This is a genomic window from Actinophytocola oryzae (genome assembly GCF_004364325.1).
In the GTDB taxonomy this organism is placed as follows: domain Bacteria; phylum Actinomycetota; class Actinomycetes; order Mycobacteriales; family Pseudonocardiaceae; genus Actinophytocola; species Actinophytocola oryzae.
On sequence record NZ_SOCP01000025.1, the window covers coordinates 20,515 to 40,512 of the forward strand.

Genomic DNA, 19,998 nt, shown 5'->3' on the forward strand with positions numbered 1-19,998 from the left:
GCTACTGCCCGCCGTCGGCGCCGTCCTGCGTGTCGCCCCTGCCGCCGAACCTGTTGAAGACCCTGCCCGCGGCACCCGAGACGGCCTCCCCGACGTCGCTCAGGACCTTGGCCAGCGGGTCGGTCGAACTGGACCACGACTCCTTGTAGGACTGCCCGGCCGCCCTGACGTCGTCCATCATCGTCGAGGTCGGCTGGTCGTCCTCGCGGCGCAGGTAGTCGCCCGCGAGGATCGCGCGGTACTCCTCGGACGCGGCCCAGCGCTGCAGCTGCGCGGCCCGCACGACCGAGAACGGGTGGCTCATGGTCTCGACGGTCATCAGCTTCAGGATGCTGTCGCGGATGTCGTCGACCTCCTCGTACTCCTTGGCCTGCGCCATGAACTCGGGGATGTCGATGTCGTCCATCGAGGTGCCGCCCGCCAGGTACACGTGCGCGCGCAGGGCGGCGGCCGGGTCCTGCGAGCACAGCAGGCCCGCGCGGTCGCCGGTCAGCTCGGCCTTGCGGTACCACTCCATGAGCGCGGCGATCACGGCACGCAGACCGAGCGCGCCGAGCGCCATCCACTGGACGTTGGCCTGCAGGCGCAGCAACCGCATCAGGAGGGTGCGCAGCACGCTGTGGCCGGAGAGGATGTGGCCGACCTCGTGCCCGACGACCACCCGCAGGCTCTCGTTGTCCAGCGCCTCGACGATGCCGGTGGTGAGCACGATGAACGGCTTGTCGATGCCGATCGCGTACGCGTTGGCGACCGGGTGGCGCGCCACGTACAGGTCGGGCACGGTGTCCAGGTCGAGCGTCTCCGCACAGTCGACACGCAGCCGGTTGAGCTTCGGGTACTGCTTCTGCCCCACCCGGATGGTCGAGGCGAGCGTGAACAGCCGCTCGGCACGCTCGTTCCACATCCCGGCGACGGCCTTCAACACGGACGCCACCCCGGGCACCGCCCGCAGCGCGGCCATGGCCGCGCGGTCGGCCGGGTGCTCGTAAGCTCTCGGACTGATCCCCCGGAAGCGCACCCGCGTGGTCCCGGTTGACTCGACATCCTCTGACATTGGCTCGCTCCGCTCACGGTGACATTGGCTCGCTCCGCTCGCTGGTGAGCGGGCCTTTACCCGGCGTCTTCCCTCCTGCGCGCGAAGGTCCCTGGGCTCGTTCCTCGCGCAGGGACCTTCGTGCTCGTCAGTCCAGACACCGGCGGCCCGCTCACGGTGACATTGGCTCGCTCCGCTCGCTGGTGAGCGGGCCTTTACCCGGCGTCTTCCCTCCTGCGCGCGAAGGTCCCTGGGCTCGTTCCTCGCGCAGGGACCTTCGTGCTCGTCAGTCCAGACACCGGCGGCCCGCTCACGGTGACATTGGCTCGCTCCGCTCGCTGGTGAGCGCAGCGTGGTTGCACCTTCTCTTCGTTTCGGAGCGGGGTGTTCCCTGCGCTGCTCGCTCGTCGCCTGTGGTGTCCGTGTGGCCACCATATGCCCGAAACCATGGTCGGCGAGGCGGTTCGGGCGGGTCTAGGGTGGGTTCGCCCCCCCGAAAGTGATCACCTCAATGGGAGACACGATGAGTCTCGAGCGTCCCACCGCGCCCGATCCGTACTCGCTGCTGCCCGCGGTCGGCTCGTTCACGGTCAGTTCCACCGACGTGACCGACGGGCAGCAGCTGCCGCTCTCGGCCGCGCACGACAGCGCGGGCGGGGAGAACCGCTCGCCGCAGCTGTCGTGGTCGGGTGCCCCGGACGGGACGAAGAGCTACGTCGTCACGTGCTTCGACCCCGACGCGCCGGTGCCCGGCGGGTTCTGGCACTGGGTCGCCGTCAACCTCCCCGCCTCGACGACCGAGCTGGCGGCGGGCGCCGGTGCGGACGACGCGAGCCTGCCGGGTGACGCGTTCCACGTGCGCAACGACTTCGCGTCCCGCGAGTACGGCGGCGCCGCCCCGCCGCAGGGTGACGTGCCGCACCGGTACTACTTCGTGGTGCACGCCGTCGACGTGGACTCACTCGAGGTCGACGAGAACGCCTCGGCCGCGGTCGTGAGCTTCAACCTCGCCTTCCACACGCTGGCCAGGGCCGTCATCACACCCACCTACCAGCACTGACGGGAATCGGCGCGGAGGTGACCGGGTTGAATGGGCACGTGACGCACTTCGACCTGGTCATCATCGGCACCGGCTCCGGCAACTCCATCCTCGACTCTCGGTTCGCCGACCAGCGGGTCGCGCTCGTCGAGCGCGGCATGTTCGGCGGCACGTGCCTCAACGTCGGCTGCATCCCGACGAAGATGTTCGTGCACCCCGCCGACCTGGCCTCGATGCCCGCCGCCGGGGCCAGGCTCGGCGTCGACGCCACGCTCGACGGCGTCCGCTGGGCCGACATCCGGGACCGCGTGTTCGGCCGGATCGACCCCATCGCGGCGGGTGGGCGGGAGTACCGCCTGCACCACGAGGACAACAAGAACGTGACGGTGTACGAGGGCACCGCCCGGTTCACCGGCCCACGCACCCTCGATGTCGACGGCGCCGTGCTCACCGCGGACCGCATCGTGCTCGCCGCGGGCGGCAGGCCCGTCCTGCCGGACGTGCCGGGTCTCGAGGAGGTCGGCTGCCACACCAGCGACACCGTGATGCGCATCGACAAGCTCCCCCGCCGTCTGACGATCATCGGTGGCGGCTTCGTGTCGGCCGAGTTCGCACACGTGTTCTCCTCGTTCGGCGTCGAGGTGTCGGTCGTCGCGAGGTCGGGCTCACTGCTCCGCCACGAGGACGCGGAGGTCAGCGCCCGGTTCACGGAGCTGGCGCGGGAGAAGTGGGACGTCCGGCCCGGGCGGAAGGTGCTGCGTGCGTCCCGCACGGCGGGTGGCATCCGGCTGGAGCTGGACGAGGGTGCGCTGGAGACGGACCTGGTGCTGGCGGCGATCGGACGAATCCCGAACTCGGACCTGCTGAACCTGCCCGCGGCGGGCATCGAGGTCGCGGAGACCGGACACGTGGTCGTCGACGCCCAGCAGCGCACGACGGCCGAGGGCGTGTGGGCGCTGGGCGACCTCAGCTCGCCGTACGAGCTCAAGCACGTCGCCAACCACGAGGAGCGGGTGGTGCAGCACAACCTGCTCAACCCGTCGTCCCCGGTCGAGTCGGACCACCGGTTCGTGCCGCACGCGGTGTTCACGGCACCGCAGATCGCGTCGGTGGGGCTGACCGAGGAGGAGGCCCGCGCGAAGGGCGTGCGGTACGTCGTGGCGAAGCAGGCCTACGGCGACATCGCCTACGGCTGGGCCATGGAGGACACGACGGGCTTCGCGAAGCTGCTCGCCGACCCGGCGTCGGGGCAGCTGCTGGGGGCCCACATCATCGGCCCGCAGGCGTCGACCCTGATCCAGCCGCTGATCCAGGCGATGAGCTTCGGTCTGAGCGCACGCGACATGGCCAGGGGCCAGTACTGGATCCACCCGGCGATGCCGGAGCTGGTGGAGAACGCCCTGCTGAACCTGCGGTTCGACTGACCCGTCACCCGCGTGCCTCGGCGGCGGGCCACACGATCTCCCGCGCACGGACGTCCTTCGGGTAGACGACCTTCCATTGGCCGTTCAGCCGCTGCTCGACGACCGCGCGGGCACCGGTGTTCTGGTGCCGGTCGTCGAACCTGATGCCGTCCCAGGGCATGATCGTGTCCCGGCCCGGGATGTCCAGCGCGACCAGCGCGGCACGCACGGCGTCCGGCTCGACGGATCCCGCGTCGTCGAAAGCCCGCGCCACCGCCATGATCGTGGTGAACACCTGCGCCGCGTTCTCCGTGAACGGTGCGTGGTAACGCTTCTCGTACTCGTCGGCGACGAGCTTCGCCGCCGGGTTGCGGCTGCCGAGGTCCTCCGACCACGCCACGCGCCGCGACATGCCGTCCAGGTCCGCACCCGAGTCGGCGAAGCCCGCGCCGGACGCCAGCACGGCGGGCGGCAGGTAGTCGAGCTGCGCTGCCGCGGCGGCGAACAGCGTCGTGGCAGGCGCGTCGGCGGCGACGAGCACCGCGTCCGGCCGGGCGCCCTGGATGTTCCGCAGCTGCGGGACGAGGTCGGTCGCCGACGGGTCGAACGGCACGTCGGCGACGACCAGCCTGCCGTTCGCCTGGGCGAGGCTCCTCGCCACGTTCGCCGCCTCCGAGCCGAACGCGTCGTTCGTGTACAGCAGGGCGATCGTCGCCGCCTTCTCGTCGGCGAGCAGGCCGAAGAACGGCTGTGCGTAGGTGATATCCGTCGGCCCGGTGCGGAAGAACCACTTGAGGCCCTGCTGTGTCAGGTCGGGCGAGGAGGAGACGCTTGCCACGAACGGCACCCGGAGCCGCTCGGCCGCCTGTGCCTCGGCCGACGTGACCTCGGAATCCAGCCCGCCCGCCAGGATGTCGACGCCCTTGCCGTTGACGAGGTCGTCGACCACGCTCGCGCCGGTCTCCGCACTGCCCTGCGTGTCCGCCGACACGATCGCGAGCTTCGCGTGACCGAGGTTCGGGACGCCCTTCTCGCCTGCCGGCGGCAGTGTCAGGCCGGGCAGGCCGTTGTTCACGACCTCCGCGGCCAGCTGGGCGGCCCGCAGCGCGTCCTTGCCGAGCGCGGCGTTCGGCCCCGAGAGCGGCAGCGGTGTGCCGATCCTGATCTCGGTCACGTCCGGCGCACCGGGGCCCGCGTCGGCCACGGTGCACGCCGGCACACCGAGCACGGCGACGACCGTCACCGCGGCGAGTACCCGGCCGGGCAGGACACGCTGGACCACGTCAGCTCCTCGACGAGTGGGATGTCTGGTCAGTTGTCGGTCGGGTTGACGCGTCGCCTGCGTTGCTGCCGCCGCATGGCGACCGCGTCCCGCAGGTCGAGCGCCCGGCCGGGCAGGTACGGCGCGATCTCCCCGACACCGGTCGAGTCCTGCCGGCCGTTGGCCGGGGCCGTCCTCGGCATCCGCTGGTACTCCTGCGGTTCCTCGCCGACCAGGATGGTTCCCGGCAGCACGACCGTGGCGGTGACGCCGCCGCCGTCGGTCGGCCCGAGCCGCACCTCGATGCCGTGTCGCGCGGCGAGCCTGCCGACCACGATGAGACCCATGTTGCGGACCGTCGAGCCGTCGACGTCCTCCGGTGCGGTGACACGCCGGTTCAGCTCGGCGAGCCGCTCCTGCGACAGGCCGACGCCGTGGTCGCGGACCAGCACGACGACCGCGCCGGGATCCGAGGGCGTCCGCATGAACCCAACCGTGACCTGCGTCGACGGCGGCGAGAACGTGGTCGCGTTGTCCAGCAGCTCGGACAGCAGGTGCACGACGTGCGGCACCGCGTGTCCCGCCACGACCACGCCGTCGCCCGCGGACCGCCGGACGACCCGCGTGTAGAATTCCACCTCGGACAGTGCGGCGCCGACGACCTCGTCGAGTGCCGTCGGCCCGGCGCGCCTGCCGACCGTCTGCGCGCCCGCGAGGACCATCAGGCTGTCGTCCGTGCGGCGCATGCGGGTGGCGAGGTGGTCGATTACGAACAGCCTGCGCAGCCGCTCGGTGTCCAGCTCGTCCTGCTCCCACTCGTCGAGTGCGCGAAGGATGCGTTCCGCGCAGAGTTGGTTGCGGCGGGCCAGGTTGACGAAGCCCGCGTTCATCGAGCCACGCAGCTCGCTCCGGTCCTCGACCAGCCTGGCGCAGGCCGAGGTGACCGAGTCGAACGCGCGGGCCACCTCGCCGATCTCGTCGCCGGTGTCGATCTCGACGCGTGGCAGCGGTGACGCCGCCTGCTCGGCACCCGAGGGCCGCCGCGTCAGCTCCTCGGCGACGTGCACCGCCGAGGTCCGCAACCTGCGCAGGGACCGGGACAGCGAGCGGCCGACCACCGCGGACAGGGCGACGGCGAGCAGGATCAGCAGCGCGAACACGCCGATGGTGACCCACGCCGCCACCAGCGCGTCGTCCTGGAGGCCGTCCACGGCGTCGATCGCGCCGCTCAGGAGCTGCGTCTGCGCGTCACGCAACAGGTTCAGCTTCTCGGTGGCCGCGGCGAAGGAGACGGTCGGATCGATGGTGAGCCGCTCGGCACCCGCCTGCTCGAGGGCGCCCGCCTGGTCCGTCCCCACCTGCGAGACGGCGGCGCCCTGGACCGCGTTGGCGTAGCGGGTGCGCTGGTCGCCGGAGGCGTCGGCCAGCAGTGCGTCGACGGCGTCCTGCTGGCGGGCCAGGATGCCGGTGAAGTCCTGGAGGGTGCCGGTGCCGAACGCGCCGGCGGCGAGGACGGCACCCAGCTCGGCACGTGCCTGGCTCGCGTACTCCTTGACCTTGAACATGTCGCCGAGCACGCGCAGGTCGCCCGCGAGGCGCGGGTCCGTGCCGTCCGGGTCGAACGTGACGAGCGAGAACAGCGTCGCGACCGCCTCGGTGTAGGTCGCGCGGATGGCGCCCTCGGTGAGGTTCGCGTTGGTCACCGCGCTGCGCACCGGCTTCAGGCCGTCCAGCGCGTCGTCGGTGTCGGCGACGACCTCCGGGAGACCCGGGGTGTCGGTGACGTCGAGGCCGCCGATCGCGGTGCGGTACTTGGCGACCGCCGTGTCCGTGTCGGTTCTCGCGGCGTCGACCTCGTCCTCCAGCAGGCCCCGGCCGGAGGACACGTAGACCGCGGTGACGTCGCGCTCCTGCTGCAGTGCGTCGGCCAGGTCGTTGATCTGGTGGTGGACTCGCACGAGGTTCGACGCCTGGCCGAGATCGGCGACGGAGGACCAGGAGCCGAGGGCGCCGTGGACGGCCAGCGCGACGGCGACGAGCGCGGGCGCGGCGACGACCACGACGAGCTTCCGCCGCACACGCCAGTGGCGCGGATCGGCGCGCCTCGCGAAACCTGGTTTGGCCTTGGTTTCCGACTGCGCAGCGTAACTGGATCGCGACACGCGGCGGACTATATAGGTATCGCCCGTTCGGAGGCACCAGTCACCGTCAGAAATTTTCCCGACCTGCCTCTTTCTCGGCCGCCGGTTTCGCCTCAGCGGGTGACGGCCAGGCGCGGGAGAGGTTGCGGACCACCAGTGGCGAGCTTCTCGAGCGCCGCGGTGTCGAGATGCTGTGCCACCAGGTCACCCAGCACGTCGAGCTGGGCGGCGCGTGCCTGCGCGACACTCGTGCCCGGTGCCGGGGTGAAGCCCGTCCTGCCTGTCCGGTCCGCAGTCCAGCGAAGGACGTGGCGGCGAAAGTCGTCGTTGTCGAGGAGGCCGTGCCAGTGGGTACCTATCACCCGGTTGGAGTACGCACCTTCGAGTGGGTCCTGGATCAGCGGCGACGCCGGCTGGCGGGTGACGCGCCCGTGGTGGATCTCGTAGCCGCTGACGGCGTGTCCGAAGGCCGTGCCGGTCGGGCGCGCGAGGGTCTTCTCGGTGGCGAACTCGATCTCCAGGTCGAGGAGCCCGAGGCCGGGCACCTCGCCGCGGCCGGACTCGACGTGGTCGACGATGCGCGTGCCGAGCATCTGGTAGCCGCCGCAGATGCCGAGGACCGGGGTGTCCGAGCTGACGATGGCGTCGGCGATCCCCTTTCTCCGCAGCCATTCCAGATCATCCACAGTGGACTTCGAGCCGGGCAGGACGATCAGGTCGGCGTCCGCGAGACGGTCGGGCTCGCTCACGAACCGCACTGACACACCCGGTTCGCAGGCGAGCGCCTCGACGTCGGTCGCGTTGGAGATGCGCGGCAGCCGCACGGCCGCGACACGCAACCACTGGTCACCGTGTGGCGGCAGGGGTCTGCCGACGACGCCGTCCGCGGCGTAGGACAGGGAGTCCTCCGCGTCGAGCCAGAGGTCCTCGCGCCAGGGCAGGACACCGAGCACGGGCCGTCCGGTGGTCTCGGTGAGCCAGTCGAGCCCGGGTTGCAGAAGGGACCGGTCGCCGCGGAACTTGTTGACGGCAAAGGCCTGGATCATGGCCTGGTCGGCGGGGTCGAGCACGGCGAGCGTGCCGAAGAGGTGCGCGAGCACCCCACCGCGGTCGATGTCGCCGACGACGAGGACGGGCAGGTTCGCGGCACGCGCGAGTCCCAGGTTGGCGATGTCGCGGTCGCGGAGGTTGACCTCGGCAGGCGATCCCGCGCCCTCGCAGACGACGACGTCGAAGTCCGCGCGCAGGTCGTCCAATGTGGACAGGACGACGTCGCGGTAGTCCCGCTCCCGGTAGTCACGGAGGGTGCCGACGGGGTGGCCGTGGATGATCACCTGCGAGCTGTTGTCCGAACCGGGTTTGAGTAGCACGGGGTTGAAGCGGGTGCTCGGCTCGAGCCCCGCGGCGCGGGCCTGCGTCGCCTGCGCGCGCCCGATCTCACCGCCGTCGGCCGTGACCGCCGAGTTGTTGGACATGTTCTGCGCCTTGAACGGCGCGACGCGAACGCCCTCGCGCGAAAGCCACCGGCAGATCCCTGCGACCAGCACGCTCTTGCCCGCGTCCGACGACGTGCCCGCGACCAGCAGCGCTCCCCGCATCTCTTTCCTTCCGATCACCTGCCATCATCGCGGACATGGCCGCCACCCCCGTCACCGCCGTACTGGTGCACAGCCCCTTCCTCGGTCCGGCGAGCCTACGGCCACTGGCCGACGCCCTGGCCGCACAGGGACACCCGGCGGTGCTGCTGGACCTGCGCCCGTCGGTGGTGGCACCCCCGGTCCACCAGGTCCTGCTCGGCGCCTTCGCCGACGCGATGAGCGAGGAGCTGCTGGAGGGCCCGGTGGTCCTGATCGGCCACAGCGGCGCGGGCCCGCTGCTGCCCGCGTTCGCGGACTCCCTGGAGGAGGCTGTGACGGGCCTGGTGTTCGTGGACGCGGGCCTGCCGACGCCGGGCCTGTCGTGGCGGGACACGGTGCCCGCGTCGATGTACGCGGAGCTGCGGGCGTCGTCGAGGGAGGGTCAGCTGCCGAGGTGGCAGCGCTGGTTCACCCCGGACCCGCTGGCGACGCTGGTCGCCGATCCCGTGCTGCGGGCGGAGATGGCGGACGAGGCGCCCGAGGTGCCGATCGCGTTCCTGAAGGAGGAGCGCCCGGAGGTGCCGTGGGACGGGCCGGCGGGTTATGTCCTGTTGTCGCCTGCCTACGAGTCGGACGCCGCGGCAGCAGCGGCGAAGGGCTGGCCGGTCCGGCGCCTGGACACCCATCACCTGGCCCCGGCGACGGACCCCGATCCCGTGGCACGCGCGGTACTGGAGGTCCTGTCCGAACTGCTGTGAGAGGGGAACGCCCCAGCGGGGCGGGTGAGCAGCGCGGCGAGCCTGTCGGTGGTCTCGGGTAGCAGCCAGTAGTACACCCAGGTCCCGCGCCGCTCGCAGTCGATCAGGCCGGCCTGGCGCAGCAGCCTCAGGTGGTGGGAGATCGTCGGCTGGGACAGGTCGAACCCCGGCGTCAGCTCGCACACGCACACCTCTCCCCCGGCACGCGACGCGATCATCGACAGCAGCCTCAACCGGACCGGGTCGCCCAGCGCCTTGAACACGGCCGCCAGCTCGACGGCGCGCTCCTCGGACAGCGGGGCGGAGGTCAGGTCGGCACAGCAGTCCTGACCGACGACCGGCAACTCTTGGATCGACACACTTCTATATTGACAGTCCTCTATTCAGGGGGCAACACTGCATCGACAAACGTCGATACAGTGCTCGGAGGATCCACCCATGAGTGACACCACCGATCTGCGCGAGACCGTGCGTGCCCGCTATGCCGCCGCCGCGAACTCGGTCGTCGACGGCACCCGGCAGGCGAAGGACGGCTGCTGCGGCCCCGGAGAGCCGGAGGACGGCTTCGGGTCGGCGCTCTACGCCACGTCGGAGCGGGCCGAGCTGCCCGAGGACGCGGTGACCGCGTCGCTGGGCTGCGGCAACCCGACCGCCGTCGCGGAGCTGCGGGAGGGTGAGGTGGTGCTGGACCTCGGCTCGGGCGGCGGTATCGACGTGCTGCTCTCCGCGCGGCGGGTCGGGCCGACCGGCAGGGCCTACGGCGTGGACATGACCGACGAGATGCTCGCGCTCGCCCGGGCCAACGCGGCGCAGGCCCACGCGACCAACGTCGAGTTCCTGAAGGGCACCATCGAGGCCGTCCCGCTGCCCGCGAACACGGTCGACGTGGTGATCTCCAACTGCGTGGTCAACCTGTCCGTGGACAAGCCCGCCGTGTTCGCCGAGATGTTCCGCGTACTGAACCCGGGCGGTCGGATCGGTGTGTCCGATGTGGTCGCCGAGGACCGGCTCACTCGGGAACAGCGGGCCGAGCGCGGCTCTTACGTCGGCTGCGTCGCGGGTGCCCTGTCGATCTCCGAGTACCGCCTGGGTCTTACCGCCGCGGGCTTCGCCGAGGTGGAGGTCACGCCGACCCACGAGGTCGCCGACGGCATGCACTCGGCCATCGTCCGTGCCGTCAAACCCGCCACCGACGACTGAACCCGAGAGCTCAGGGCAGCGTCAGGATCTCCGCGCCGTCGTCCGTGACCACCATCGTGTGCTCGAACTGGGCGGTCCAGCTCTTGTCCTTGGTGGTGACCGTCCAGCCGTCCTGCCAGATGTCGTAGTCGATGCCACCCAGGGTGATCATCGGCTCGATCGTGAAGGTCATGCCCTTCTCGATGACCGTGTCCACGCTGGGCTCCTCGTAGTGGAGGATCACCAGGCCGCTGTGGAAGGCCCTGCCGATGCCGTGGCCGGTGAAGTCGCGGACCACGCCGTAGTCGAACCGCTTCGCGTAGGCCTCGATCACCCGGCCGATCACGTTCAGTGCCCGGCCGGGACGCACCGCCTTGATCGCGCGCATGGTCGCCTCGTGGGTGCGCTCGACCAGCAGGCGGACCTCCTCCTCGACCTCGCCTGCCAGGAAGGTCGCGTTCGTGTCGCCGTGGACGCCGCCGATGAACGCCGTCACGTCGATGTTGACGATGTCGCCGTCCTCGATGCGCGTCGTGTCCGGGATGCCGTGGCAGATCACCTCGTTGAGCGAGGTGCAGCACGACTTGGGGAAGTGCCGGTAGCCGAGCGTGGACGGATACGCGTGGTGGTCCAGCAGGAACTCGTGGACGATCGCGTCGATGTCGTCCGTCGTGGCGCCCGGTTTTACCGCCTTGCCGCCTTCCGCGAGCGCCTGCGCCGCGATCCGGCCCGCCACCCGCATGGCCTCGATCGTCTCGGGGGTCTGGACCCACGGCTCGGTGTTGCGCTTCGGCGCGGGCTTGTCCACGTACTCCGGCCGGGGGATCGACGACGGCACGGCGCGGCGCGGTGACTGCACACCAGGCTTCAACGGGGCACGAACGGGCATGGCTCCACCCTAGGACAGGCCGGACAGGAACCGGGTCGCGGCTGCCACAGCCTTGCTCGACACCTCGGCGCCGGTCAACAGGACCGCGAACGCCAGGTCACCCTGGTAGCCGACGAACCACCCGTGCGAGTGGACGCCGTCACCGAACTGGGCGGTTCCCGTCTTACCCCGCAGGTCCGGGAAGCCGGCCAGCGCGGGCGTCGACCTGACCATCTCCTGCATCATCGCCCGCACACCGTCGAGCACCTGCGGCGACACGGGCGTCACCGTCGAGTTCGCCTTCGTCGTCTGGCCGGTCAGCAGCGACGGCGTGGGCATCTTCCCCGTCGCGACGGTCGACACCACCAGGGCCATGCCGAACGGGCTCGCCACCACCTTGCCCTGGCCGAAGCCGTCCTCGGCACGCTCGACGATCCCGGTCGCCTGGGGCACCGAGCCGGTGACCGTCGTCGCACCCGGCATCTCGAAGTCGACGCCGAGACCGAGGTTCTTCGCCGCGTCACTCAGCTCCGACGGGCCCATCTGCGACGCGAGCTGCGCGAACGTCGTGTTGCACGACACCGCGAACGCCGTCGACAGCGGGATCGTGCCCTTGTCGAACTTGCCGGAGTTCGGGATCTCGCGACCGTCGATCGTGATCGTGCCGGGACAGCCGACGGGCGAGGCGCCGTTGACCTTGCCCTCGGACAGCGCCGCGGTCGCGGTGACGATCTTGAACGTCGACCCCGGCGGGTAGCGGCCCATCAACGCGACGGGTCCCTGCTGGTCGGCGAGCGCGTTCTGCGCGACCGCCAGCACCTGCCCCGTCGACGGCTGCATCGCGACGATCATCGACGGCGTCGGCTCGGTGTTCACCGCCGCCTGCGCCGCGTTCTGCACACCGACGCTCAACGTCGTGTGGGCGGCCTCCGCGGGCTCGGGTGCCTTCGCGTACAGCTCCTCGACCTCGGCGCCGGTCGTGTCGGTCGTGATCACCCGCCAGCCGGCCTTACCGGTCAGGTCGGCCTCGACGACCTTGCGGATGCCCGGCAGCACGGCCGACCCGAACGCCTTGTCGTTGGGCAACAGCCGCGGCGCCGAGGTGAACCGCACGCCGGGCAGGTCGTAGATGGCCGGCTTGACCGCGTCGTAGTCACTCTGCCGCAGCGCGACGACCTGGTAGGGCTGGCCTGCCGGGGCCTTGTTGACGCCGTCGAGGATCGACTGCTGCGTGATCGTGTTGTCGATACCGGACAGGTTGGTCGCGAGCGCACCCGCCACCGCGTTGACGTCCCCGGCCTTGTCCTTCTCGAGCAGCACGGACACGACCCGGGTCGGCGAGAGCACGAGGTTGCCGTCCCGGTCGAGCACGGGCGCCAGCTCGGGCTGCTGGCCCTGCACGGCGATGGCCTGCTGCTGCGCGAGCTTGGGGTGGATGACGGTGGGGGCCCAGTGGACCAGCCAGGTGCCGTCCTGGTCGCGCAGCTCGAGGTGGCTCTCGTAGGACCACGTCCGGTTGCCGCCGAGGTCCCAGTCCAGCTCGTAGGACGCGTCGGCCGTGGCGGCGCCGTCGTCCTGACCGACCTCCTTGACCTTCACCCTGACCGACTTCGGCTCCAGCGCCTTCCACACCTCGGTGAGCTGCTTCCTGGCCGAGTCCGCCGAGTCGGTCTGCCTGGCCGCCCCACCGAGGTCGTGCTTGGCGAACGCGTTGAGGAACGCGTCGACCGTGTCGCCCGGCGCGGCCTCCGAGCTACACGCGACAAGCGGAACCAAAAGGGCAAGGACAGCGACGAGCCGGGTAACACGCACGGCGGCGAGTATGCCCGAACCCGTGAGCGGGCCGCCGGCGTCTGGACTGACGAGCACGAAGGTCCCTGCGCGAGGAACGAGCCCAGAGGCTTGCGCGCGCAGGAGGGAAGACGCCGGGTAAAGGCCCGGTCACCTGCGAGCGGAGCGAGCCAATGTCACCGTGAGCGGGCCGCCGGTGTCTGGACTGACGAGCACGAAAGCCTCTGCGCGAGGAACGAGCCCAGAGGCTTGCGCGCGCAGGAGGGAAGACGCCGGGTAAAGGCCCGGTCACCTGCGAGCGGAGCGAGCCAATGTCACCGTGAGCGGGCCGCCGGCGTCTGGACTGACGAGCACGAAAGCCTCTGCGCGAGGAACGAGCCCAGAGGCTTCCGCGCGCAGGAGGGAAGACGCCGGACAAAGGCCCGCTCACCTGCGAGCGGAGCGAGCCAATGTCACCGTGAGCGGGCCGCCGGCGTCTGGACTGACGAGCACGGAAGTCCCTGCGCGAGGAACGAGCCCAGAGGCTTGCGCGCGCAGGAGGGAAGACGCCGGACAAAGGCCCGCTCACCAGCGAGCGGAGCGAGCCAATGTCACCGTGAGCGGGCCGCCGGCGTCTGGACTGACGAGCACGGAAGCCCCTGCGCGAGCGAAGCGAGCCCAGGGACTTCCGCGCGCAGGAGGGAAGACGCCGGATGAAGGCCCGCTCACCAGCGAGCGGAGCGAGCCAATGTAACAGCAATGTTGCTAGAAAAGTACCGTGGCGTATTGGCCGACCTGTACGAAACCGATCCGCTTGTATGCCGACTGGGCGACCACGTTGAAGGAGTTGACGTACAGGCTCGCCGTGCGGCCCATGCCTCGGATGAGGCGGTCGGCGACGCTGGCGGTGCCGGTCGAGCCGAGGCCGTGGCCGCGGCGGTCCGGGTGGACCCACACGCCCTGGATCTGTCCGACCGACGACGACAGGGCGCCGATCTCGGCCTTGAACACGACCTCGCCGCCTTCGAACCGGGCGAAGGCGCGGCCGGCCGCGATGAGTTCGGCCACCCGCGCCCGGTAGCTCGCGCCGCCGTCGCCCGCGCGGGGGTCGACGCCGACCTCCTCGATGAACATGGCGATCGCGGCAGGTAGGTAGCGGTCGAGCTCGTGCGGGCGCACCGGCCGCACCTGCGGGTCGGCGGCGATCGCGGGGGACTTGTTGATCGACATGAGCGGCTGGTCGGCACGGACCTCGCGGGCGGGGCCCCAGTCCAGCTCAAGCTCCGACCACAGCCCCATCACCTGCTCGGCGGGGCCGACGACCGACGAGCACATGCGCCTGCGGCGTAAGGCCCGGTCCGCGAACGCACGCAGGGCGGACCGGCTGCCGTGCAGCGGGATCAGGTTCGATCCGGCGAAGCACAGCGAGTCGAGGCGGCTGCCGCGGAAACCGCGGGGCTCACAGCCCCACAGCTCGCCGCCGAGCCGCCAGGGGTCCATGCCGAGGTTCTCGATCCGTGACGCGACCATGCAGGACGCGACGGGATCCGACATGAGCATCGCACGGACGGACAACCGATCCCGCTCGTCCAGCAGCCGTGCACCCGCGAGGCGCAACACAACTTCCAGCGTGCCAGATTCGCCGCCGGCAAAAAAGTCGAGGCCCGTCACGGGAGGAAATCGCACCCGACCTGTCGATATGCCGTGATCCGAGCCGCGTGGACGCGGACGTCGAGTTCCAGGAGGTCGTGCGATGAGTTTCGGTGCACGCGGCAGTCTGTACTGCCATGGGCAAGCTGACTTATGGCATGAACGTGTCGATCGACGGATACATCGAGGACCGGAACCGGGACCTCGGCTGGACCACTCCTGACGACGAGGTGTTCCAGTACTTCACCGACCGGGTCCGGTCCACCTCCGTCGCGCTGTACGGGAGGCGGCTGTACGAGGGGATGGCCGCGCACTGGCCTGCCGCGGGCCAGGCCCCGGACGTCTCGGCGGCGCATGCCGAGTACTCGCGGGTCTGGTGCGACATGCCGAAGGTGGTGTTCTCGCGGACGCTCACGTCGGTCGACTGGAACTCGCGGCTGGCGCAGGGGGACCCCGTCGAGGTCGCGAAGAAGCTGAAGGCGGAGACGGACGGGATCGTCGAGGTCGTCGGGGCCACGCTCGCCGCACCAGTCGTCCAGGCCGGGCTGGTGGACGAGTTCACGATCGTCGTGATGCCGGCCGCCGTCGGGGGTGGCACGTCGTTCATCCCGGAGCTGGAGTCGTGGGTGAAGCTCAGGCTGCTGGAGAACCGGACATTTCCATCAGGAGTGGTTCTCCTCCGCTACGAGGCGGTGCGGTGATGCGGTTCGTGGCGCTGATGTACACCGAGCCCGCGCGGACGGCCGTCATGACCGCCGACGAGCACGCCGAGATCGCCAGGAAGTTCGGGGAGATGGGCGAGGAGCTGGTCGCCTCCGGCGAGCTGCGCAACGGCTGCGGGATGGACTACCCCGCGAAGACCACCACGCTGCGCTTGGGCCGCGAGCCGACCGAGGGCTCGTTCCACACAGGCGACACGCTGCTGTCCGCGTACTGGGTGCTGGACTGTGCCGACAGGGAACGAGCCCTGGCGATCGGCGAACGGATGCTCGACTGGCACGTGACCGCGGTCGAGATCCGCGCCGTCCACGACTCGGTCGATTGACTACCCGACCGTGACGGTGGGGGCGCCGGTCTCGGCCTGCGCTCCCGCCTCCTCGGCGATGCGCATGGCCTCCTCGATCAGGGTCTCCACGATCTGGTGCTCCGGGACCGTCTTGATGACCTGGCCCTTCACGAAGATCTGGCCCTTGCCGTTGCCCGACGCGACCCCGAGATCGGCTTCCCGAGCCTCACCTGGCCCGTTCACCACGCAGCCCATCACGGCGACCCGAAGCGGGGTCTCCATGCCCTCGAGCCCCGCGGTGACCTCGTCGGCGAGCTTGTACACGTCGACCTGCGCCCGCCCGCACGACGGGCAGGACACGATCTCCAGCTTGCGGGGGCGCAGGTTCAGCGACTGCAGGATCTGCGTGCCGACCTTGACCTCCTCGACGGGCGGGGCGGACAGGGACACCCGGATCGTGTCGCCGATGCCCTGGCGCAGCAGCGCGCCGAACGCCACCGCCGACTTGATCGTGCCCTGGAAGGCGGGGCCGGCCTCGGTGACGCCGAGGTGCAGCGGGTAGTCGCACTGCTCGGCCAGGATCTCGTAGGCCCGGATCATGACGACCGGGTCGTTGTGCTTGACCGAGATCTTGAGGTCGTGGAAGTCGTGCTCCGCGAACAGGGACGCCTCCCACATCGCGGACTCCGCGAGGGCCTCCGGGGTCGCCTTGCCGTACTTCTTCAGCAGGCGCGGGTCGAGCGAACCCGCGTTCACGCCGATGCGGATCGGCGTGCCGTGGTCGCGCGCCGCGGCGGCGATCTCGCGGACCTTGTCGTCGAACTTCTTGATGTTCCCGGGGTTCACCCGGACCGCGGCGCAGCCGGCCTCGATGGCCGCGAAGACGTACTTCGGCTGGAAGTGGATGTCGGCGATCACCGGAATCTGGGACTTCGCCGCGATGGCGGGCAGCGCCTCCGCGTCGTCCTGGGACGGGCACGCCACCCGCACGATGTCGCAGCCCGCGGCCGTCAGCTCGGCGATCTGCTGCAGCGTCGCGTTCACGTCCGCCGTGACCGTGGTGGTCATCGACTGGACCGAGATCGGGAACCCGCTGCCGACACCGACCTTGCCGACCATCAACTGCCTGGTTTCGCGCCGCTCCGCCAACACAGGTGGTGGGGTGGCCGGCATGCCCAGCATCACTTCGCTCATGACCTCAAGGTTACCGACCACATCGTTACTGCTCCGACAGGCGGGTGTGACCCGTGTGACCTGTTCGGACGCGCCTACTGCCCTATTCGGATAGGGTTCACGATGTCAGCGGTCACTGTGAGCAGCACCACTGCTCCACCTATGAAGATCACGACCATCGTGACCGCCGAAAGCTTGGTGTAGTCGACCGGGCCGCCCGCGGGCTTGCCGCGTGCCCTGCGGACCCAGTCGCGGATCTTCTCGTAGAACAGGATCGCGATGTGGCCGCCGTCGAGCGGCAGCAGCGGCAGCAGGTTGAACACGCCCACGAAGAAGTTCAGCGTCGCGAGCAGCAGCAGGAACAGCTCCCACACGCCTGCCTCGACCGCGTCGCCGCCGATGATGCTCGCGCCGACGACCGACACCGGGGTGTCCGGGTCGCGCTCGCCGCCGCCGATGGCCTGGATGACCTTCGGGATCTTCTCCGGGAACGCGAGGAGCCCCTCCCACACCCTGACGAACATCGTCCCGGTGAACTCGACCGAGCCGCCGAACGCGCTCCCCGCGTTGTAGTGGTAGACGGGGGTGCTCGTCACGCCGATGGCACCGACGTCGACCAGCTTGTTGCCCTCCGCGCCGATCTTGGCGTCCGGGGCCAGCCGCTTCACGGTCGGGATGTCGATGGTGAGCCTGCGCTCCGCGCCGTCCCGCATGACGACGAACTCGTGCTCGCCACGCAGCTTCTGGACCCGGCTCACGACGTCGGTCCAGGTCGGGGTGGCCTTCCCGTCGATGCTGACGATCTCGTCGCCCTCGCGCAGGCCGGCGTCACGGGCGGGTGACGGGTCGTTCGCGCCGCACTCGGCGTAGTCGCCCGTCTTCGGGTCCTGTGTCGACGCCGCGCAGGAGGTGCCGCTGATCACCGGCGTGCCCGCCACGTTCGGCAGGCCCATCGTGGCGGCCAGCAGGTACAGGATGATGAACCCGAGGATGAAGTGCGTCACCGAGCCCGCGACCATCACGACGAAGCGCTTCCAGGTCGGGAAGCGCCACATCGCGCGGGGCGCCTCCTCGGGGGTCACCTCGTCGAGGGCCGTCATGCCGGCGATGTCGCAGAAGCCGCCGGCCGGGATGGCCTTGAGGCCGTACTCGGTCTCACCGCGGCGGAACGACCAGATCTTCGGGCCGAAGCCGATGAAGTACCGGCGCACCTTCATGCCGAAGGCCTTGGCGGCGACCATGTGCCCGGCCTCGTGCAGTGCCACGGACGCGCAGATCCCCAGCGCGAACAGCACGACCCCTAGCAACCACGCGAGCACTTGTCAGTCCCTTCCTCGCCCGGCGGCGCCGGACCCTGTCACGAGCAGCTCACGGGCACGGGCACGGGCCCAGTCCTCCGCCGCGAGCACCTCCTCGACGCCACCGGGCTCACGGTGCCAGTCATGCGCGTCGTCGAGGACGTGGTGGACAGTGTCCACAATCCCGGTGAAGGCCGTGTGTCCTTCGGTGAAGGCGGTGACCGCCTCCTCGTTCGCGGCGTTGTAGACCGCGGGCAGGCAGCCGCCCACCGTGCCTGCCTGGCGGGCGAGCCGCACGGCGGGGAACGTGTCCTCGTCCAGTGGTTCGAACGTCCACGCGGTGGCCTCGGTGAAGTCCACCGGCCGCGCGGCACCCGCGATCCGGTCCGGCCAGCCGAGTGCGAGCGAGATCGGCAGCTTCATGTCCGGCGGACTGGCCTGCGCGAGTGTCGACCCGTCGGTGAATGTCACCATCGAGTGAATGACCGACTGGGGGTGGACCACGACGTCGATGCGGTCGTAGGGCACGCCGAACAGCAGCTGCGCCTCGATCAGCTCGAGGCCCTTGTTGACGAGCGTCGCCGAGTTGATCGTGATGACCGGGCCCATGTCCCAGGTCGGGTGCGCCATGGCGTCCTTGACGCCGACGTCGGCGAGGTCCGCGCGGCGACGCCCCCGGAACGGGCCGCCGGATGCGGTGAGCACCAGCTTCGCGACCTCGCGCGGCTGTCCCCCGCGCAGGCACTGGGCGATCGCGGAGTGCTCGGAGTCGACCGGCACGAGCTGGCCCGGCTTCGCGGCCTTCAGCACGAGCGGGCCGCCCGCGATCAGGGACTCCTTGTTGGCGAGCGCGAGCGTGGCGCCGGTGTCGAGCGCGGCGAGCGTTGGCGCGAGCCCGCGTGACCCGGTGATGGCGTTGAGCACGATGTCGGCCGGGGTCTCGGCGATCAGCGTGGTCACGGCGTCGGGGCCGGCGAGAATCCTGGGCAACTCGAACTCGCCCCGGTCGTAGCCACGCCGCTGCGCCTCGGCGTACAGGGCGAGCTGCATGTCCTCGGCCGAGGTGGCCTTCGACACGGCCAGCGCGCGAACACGGTGCGTGAGCGCCTGGGCGGCGAGGGCGGCCGGATCGGCGCCACCCGCGGCGACGCCGACGACGTCGAAGCGGTCGGGGTTGGCCTCGATGACGTCGAGGGCCTGGACGCCGACCGAGCCCGTCGAGCCGAGGACGAGCAGGGAGCGCTTGGTCGCGGAGAGTGTCATCGGGGGACATTCTTCCCCGAGTGCCCTCGACCACGCGGGTCGGGGGCGTGTGGGAGCATGACGGCGAACGAAAGAGTGAGGGGACGTGGCGGGCGCGTGCGACCGACGCGAAGGAGCCCTCCGCCGGACCGACCGAGCAGCGGGCTCGGGAGCGAGGCACGAGCGGCGAGCCCGCGAGCGAAGGAGGCGGCTGGGCGGATGAGCGCAGCGAACAGTTCGACACAGCTCGAGAAGCGGGCGAAGAACGCGGTCGACCCGGTCGAGCAGCCGTCCGCGGAGTGGGGCTGGCACGGCAGCTTCCCCAGGGGCCGCGAGATCGGCGGCTGGTTCACCGTCGTCGCCTTCGCCGTGATGGCGTTCGTCGGCAACCACGTTGCCGAGACCGAGCGCCTGTGGCTGCTCGGCATCACCGCGCTGCTCGTGATCGTCCTGATCGGCGAGCGCGTCCGTCGGCGCACCTCCTGGCGCCGCTAGAGCCAACGACTTCCCGAAAAGGCCGTCCGCGATGCACGGGCGGCCTTTTCGTGTGCGCAGGGGTCTGGCGGAGATTTCTACCAGATGGTAGAAATCTTAGTGGGA

Annotated in this window: 18 protein-coding genes; 7 read left to right on the top strand and 11 right to left on the bottom strand. The window is 70.4% G+C overall.

Annotated elements, in window-relative coordinates; translation table 11 throughout:
• Nucleotide 1: 1 nt before the first annotated feature.
• A complete protein-coding gene (locus CLV71_RS42365; protein ID WP_133908617.1) occupies nucleotides 2-1,054 on the bottom strand; it encodes a M48 family metallopeptidase in 1,053 nt (350 codons plus the stop codon).
• Nucleotides 1,055-1,556: 502 nt separating this feature from the next.
• Here CLV71_RS42365 and CLV71_RS42370 point away from each other — a divergent pair.
• A complete protein-coding gene (locus CLV71_RS42370; protein WP_133908618.1) occupies nucleotides 1,557-2,093 on the top strand; it encodes a YbhB/YbcL family Raf kinase inhibitor-like protein in 537 nt (178 codons plus the stop codon).
• A gap of 38 nt (nucleotides 2,094-2,131) precedes the next feature.
• Nucleotides 2,132-3,496 carry a mycothione reductase gene (locus CLV71_RS42375; protein WP_133908619.1) on the top strand — a complete coding sequence of 455 codons (1,365 nt, stop codon included), beginning with the start codon at nucleotides 2,132-2,134 and terminating at the stop codon, nucleotides 3,494-3,496.
• A gap of 4 nt (nucleotides 3,497-3,500) precedes the next feature.
• On the opposite strand, the gene CLV71_RS48190 is transcribed toward CLV71_RS42375, so the two are convergent.
• The 3 genes from CLV71_RS48190 to CLV71_RS42390 form a co-directional block, all read right to left on the bottom strand.
• Nucleotides 3,501-4,757, bottom strand: coding sequence for an ABC transporter substrate-binding protein (locus CLV71_RS48190; RefSeq protein ID WP_166664483.1), 1,257 nt, complete (start codon nucleotides 4,755-4,757; stop codon nucleotides 3,501-3,503).
• A 29-nt stretch (nucleotides 4,758-4,786) separates the two neighbouring features.
• The gene (locus tag CLV71_RS42385; RefSeq protein WP_133908621.1) at nucleotides 4,787-6,898 is read right to left on the bottom strand and encodes a sensor histidine kinase; all 2,112 of its coding nucleotides are present in this window, start codon (nucleotides 6,896-6,898) and stop codon (nucleotides 4,787-4,789) included.
• 92 nt (nucleotides 6,899-6,990) lie between these two features.
• Complete coding sequence (locus tag CLV71_RS42390; protein WP_133908622.1) at nucleotides 6,991-8,475, bottom strand: cobyric acid synthase; 1,485 nt, start codon at nucleotides 8,473-8,475, stop codon at nucleotides 6,991-6,993.
• Between the two features lie 35 nt (nucleotides 8,476-8,510).
• On the opposite strand from CLV71_RS42390, the gene CLV71_RS42395 reads away from it, so the two are divergent.
• Nucleotides 8,511-9,212, top strand: a complete 702-nt coding sequence (locus CLV71_RS42395; protein WP_133908623.1) for an alpha/beta fold hydrolase — start codon at nucleotides 8,511-8,513, stop codon at nucleotides 9,210-9,212.
• On the opposite strand, the gene CLV71_RS42400 is transcribed toward CLV71_RS42395, so the two are convergent.
• The gene (locus CLV71_RS42400; RefSeq protein ID WP_133908624.1) at nucleotides 9,140-9,571 is read right to left on the bottom strand and encodes an ArsR/SmtB family transcription factor; all 432 of its coding nucleotides are present in this window, start codon (nucleotides 9,569-9,571) and stop codon (nucleotides 9,140-9,142) included. The genes CLV71_RS42395 and CLV71_RS42400 overlap by 73 nt on opposite strands.
• A 79-nt stretch (nucleotides 9,572-9,650) precedes the next feature.
• Between CLV71_RS42400 and arsM the strand changes: the two genes are divergently transcribed.
• Entirely contained in the window at nucleotides 9,651-10,412 is a 762-nt protein-coding gene (gene arsM, locus CLV71_RS42405) for an arsenite methyltransferase (RefSeq protein ID WP_133908625.1), read from the top strand.
• Nucleotides 10,413-10,422: 10 nt separating this feature from the next.
• On the opposite strand, the gene map is transcribed toward arsM, so the two are convergent.
• The 3 genes from map to CLV71_RS42420 form a co-directional block, all read right to left on the bottom strand.
• The gene (gene map, locus CLV71_RS42410; RefSeq protein ID WP_133908626.1) at nucleotides 10,423-11,280 is read right to left on the bottom strand and encodes a type I methionyl aminopeptidase; all 858 of its coding nucleotides are present in this window, start codon (nucleotides 11,278-11,280) and stop codon (nucleotides 10,423-10,425) included.
• 9 nt (nucleotides 11,281-11,289) lie between these two features.
• On the bottom strand, nucleotides 11,290-13,035 hold the full coding sequence (locus CLV71_RS42415; protein WP_133908627.1) for a penicillin-binding transpeptidase domain-containing protein: 1,746 nt from the start codon (nucleotides 13,033-13,035) through the stop codon (nucleotides 11,290-11,292).
• Nucleotides 13,036-13,794: 759 nt separating this feature from the next.
• Entirely contained in the window at nucleotides 13,795-14,649 is an 855-nt protein-coding gene (locus CLV71_RS42420; RefSeq protein WP_133908628.1) for a GNAT family N-acetyltransferase, read from the bottom strand.
• A gap of 167 nt (nucleotides 14,650-14,816) precedes the next feature.
• Between CLV71_RS42420 and CLV71_RS42425 the strand changes: the two genes are divergently transcribed.
• Both CLV71_RS42425 and CLV71_RS42430 read left to right on the top strand, forming a co-directional pair.
• Entirely contained in the window at nucleotides 14,817-15,380 is a 564-nt protein-coding gene (locus CLV71_RS42425) for a dihydrofolate reductase family protein (RefSeq protein ID WP_133908629.1), read from the top strand.
• Nucleotides 15,380-15,724, top strand: coding sequence for a YciI family protein (locus tag CLV71_RS42430; RefSeq protein WP_133908630.1), 345 nt, complete (start codon nucleotides 15,380-15,382; stop codon nucleotides 15,722-15,724). The genes CLV71_RS42425 and CLV71_RS42430 overlap by 1 nt, the downstream gene beginning before the upstream one ends.
• Here CLV71_RS42430 and ispG read toward each other — a convergent pair whose 3' ends face one another.
• The 3 genes from ispG to dxr all read right to left on the bottom strand — a co-directional run bounded on the left by ispG (nucleotide 15,725) and on the right by dxr (nucleotide 19,419).
• Complete coding sequence (gene ispG, locus CLV71_RS42435) at nucleotides 15,725-16,879, bottom strand: flavodoxin-dependent (E)-4-hydroxy-3-methylbut-2-enyl-diphosphate synthase (RefSeq protein WP_133908631.1); 1,155 nt, start codon at nucleotides 16,877-16,879, stop codon at nucleotides 15,725-15,727. It abuts the gene before it with no gap.
• 74 nt (nucleotides 16,880-16,953) lie between these two features.
• Nucleotides 16,954-18,177 carry a M50 family metallopeptidase gene (locus CLV71_RS42440; protein WP_133908632.1) on the bottom strand — a complete coding sequence of 408 codons (1,224 nt, stop codon included), beginning with the start codon at nucleotides 18,175-18,177 and terminating at the stop codon, nucleotides 16,954-16,956.
• Between the two features lie 3 nt (nucleotides 18,178-18,180).
• Entirely contained in the window at nucleotides 18,181-19,419 is a 1,239-nt protein-coding gene (gene dxr, locus CLV71_RS42445) for a 1-deoxy-D-xylulose-5-phosphate reductoisomerase (RefSeq protein WP_133908633.1), read from the bottom strand.
• A 198-nt stretch (nucleotides 19,420-19,617) separates the two neighbouring features.
• Here dxr and CLV71_RS42450 point away from each other — a divergent pair, with 198 nt between their 5' ends.
• The gene (locus CLV71_RS42450) at nucleotides 19,618-19,893 is read left to right on the top strand and encodes a DUF2631 domain-containing protein (RefSeq protein WP_133908634.1); all 276 of its coding nucleotides are present in this window, start codon (nucleotides 19,618-19,620) and stop codon (nucleotides 19,891-19,893) included.
• Nucleotides 19,894-19,998: the final 105 nt, after the last annotated feature.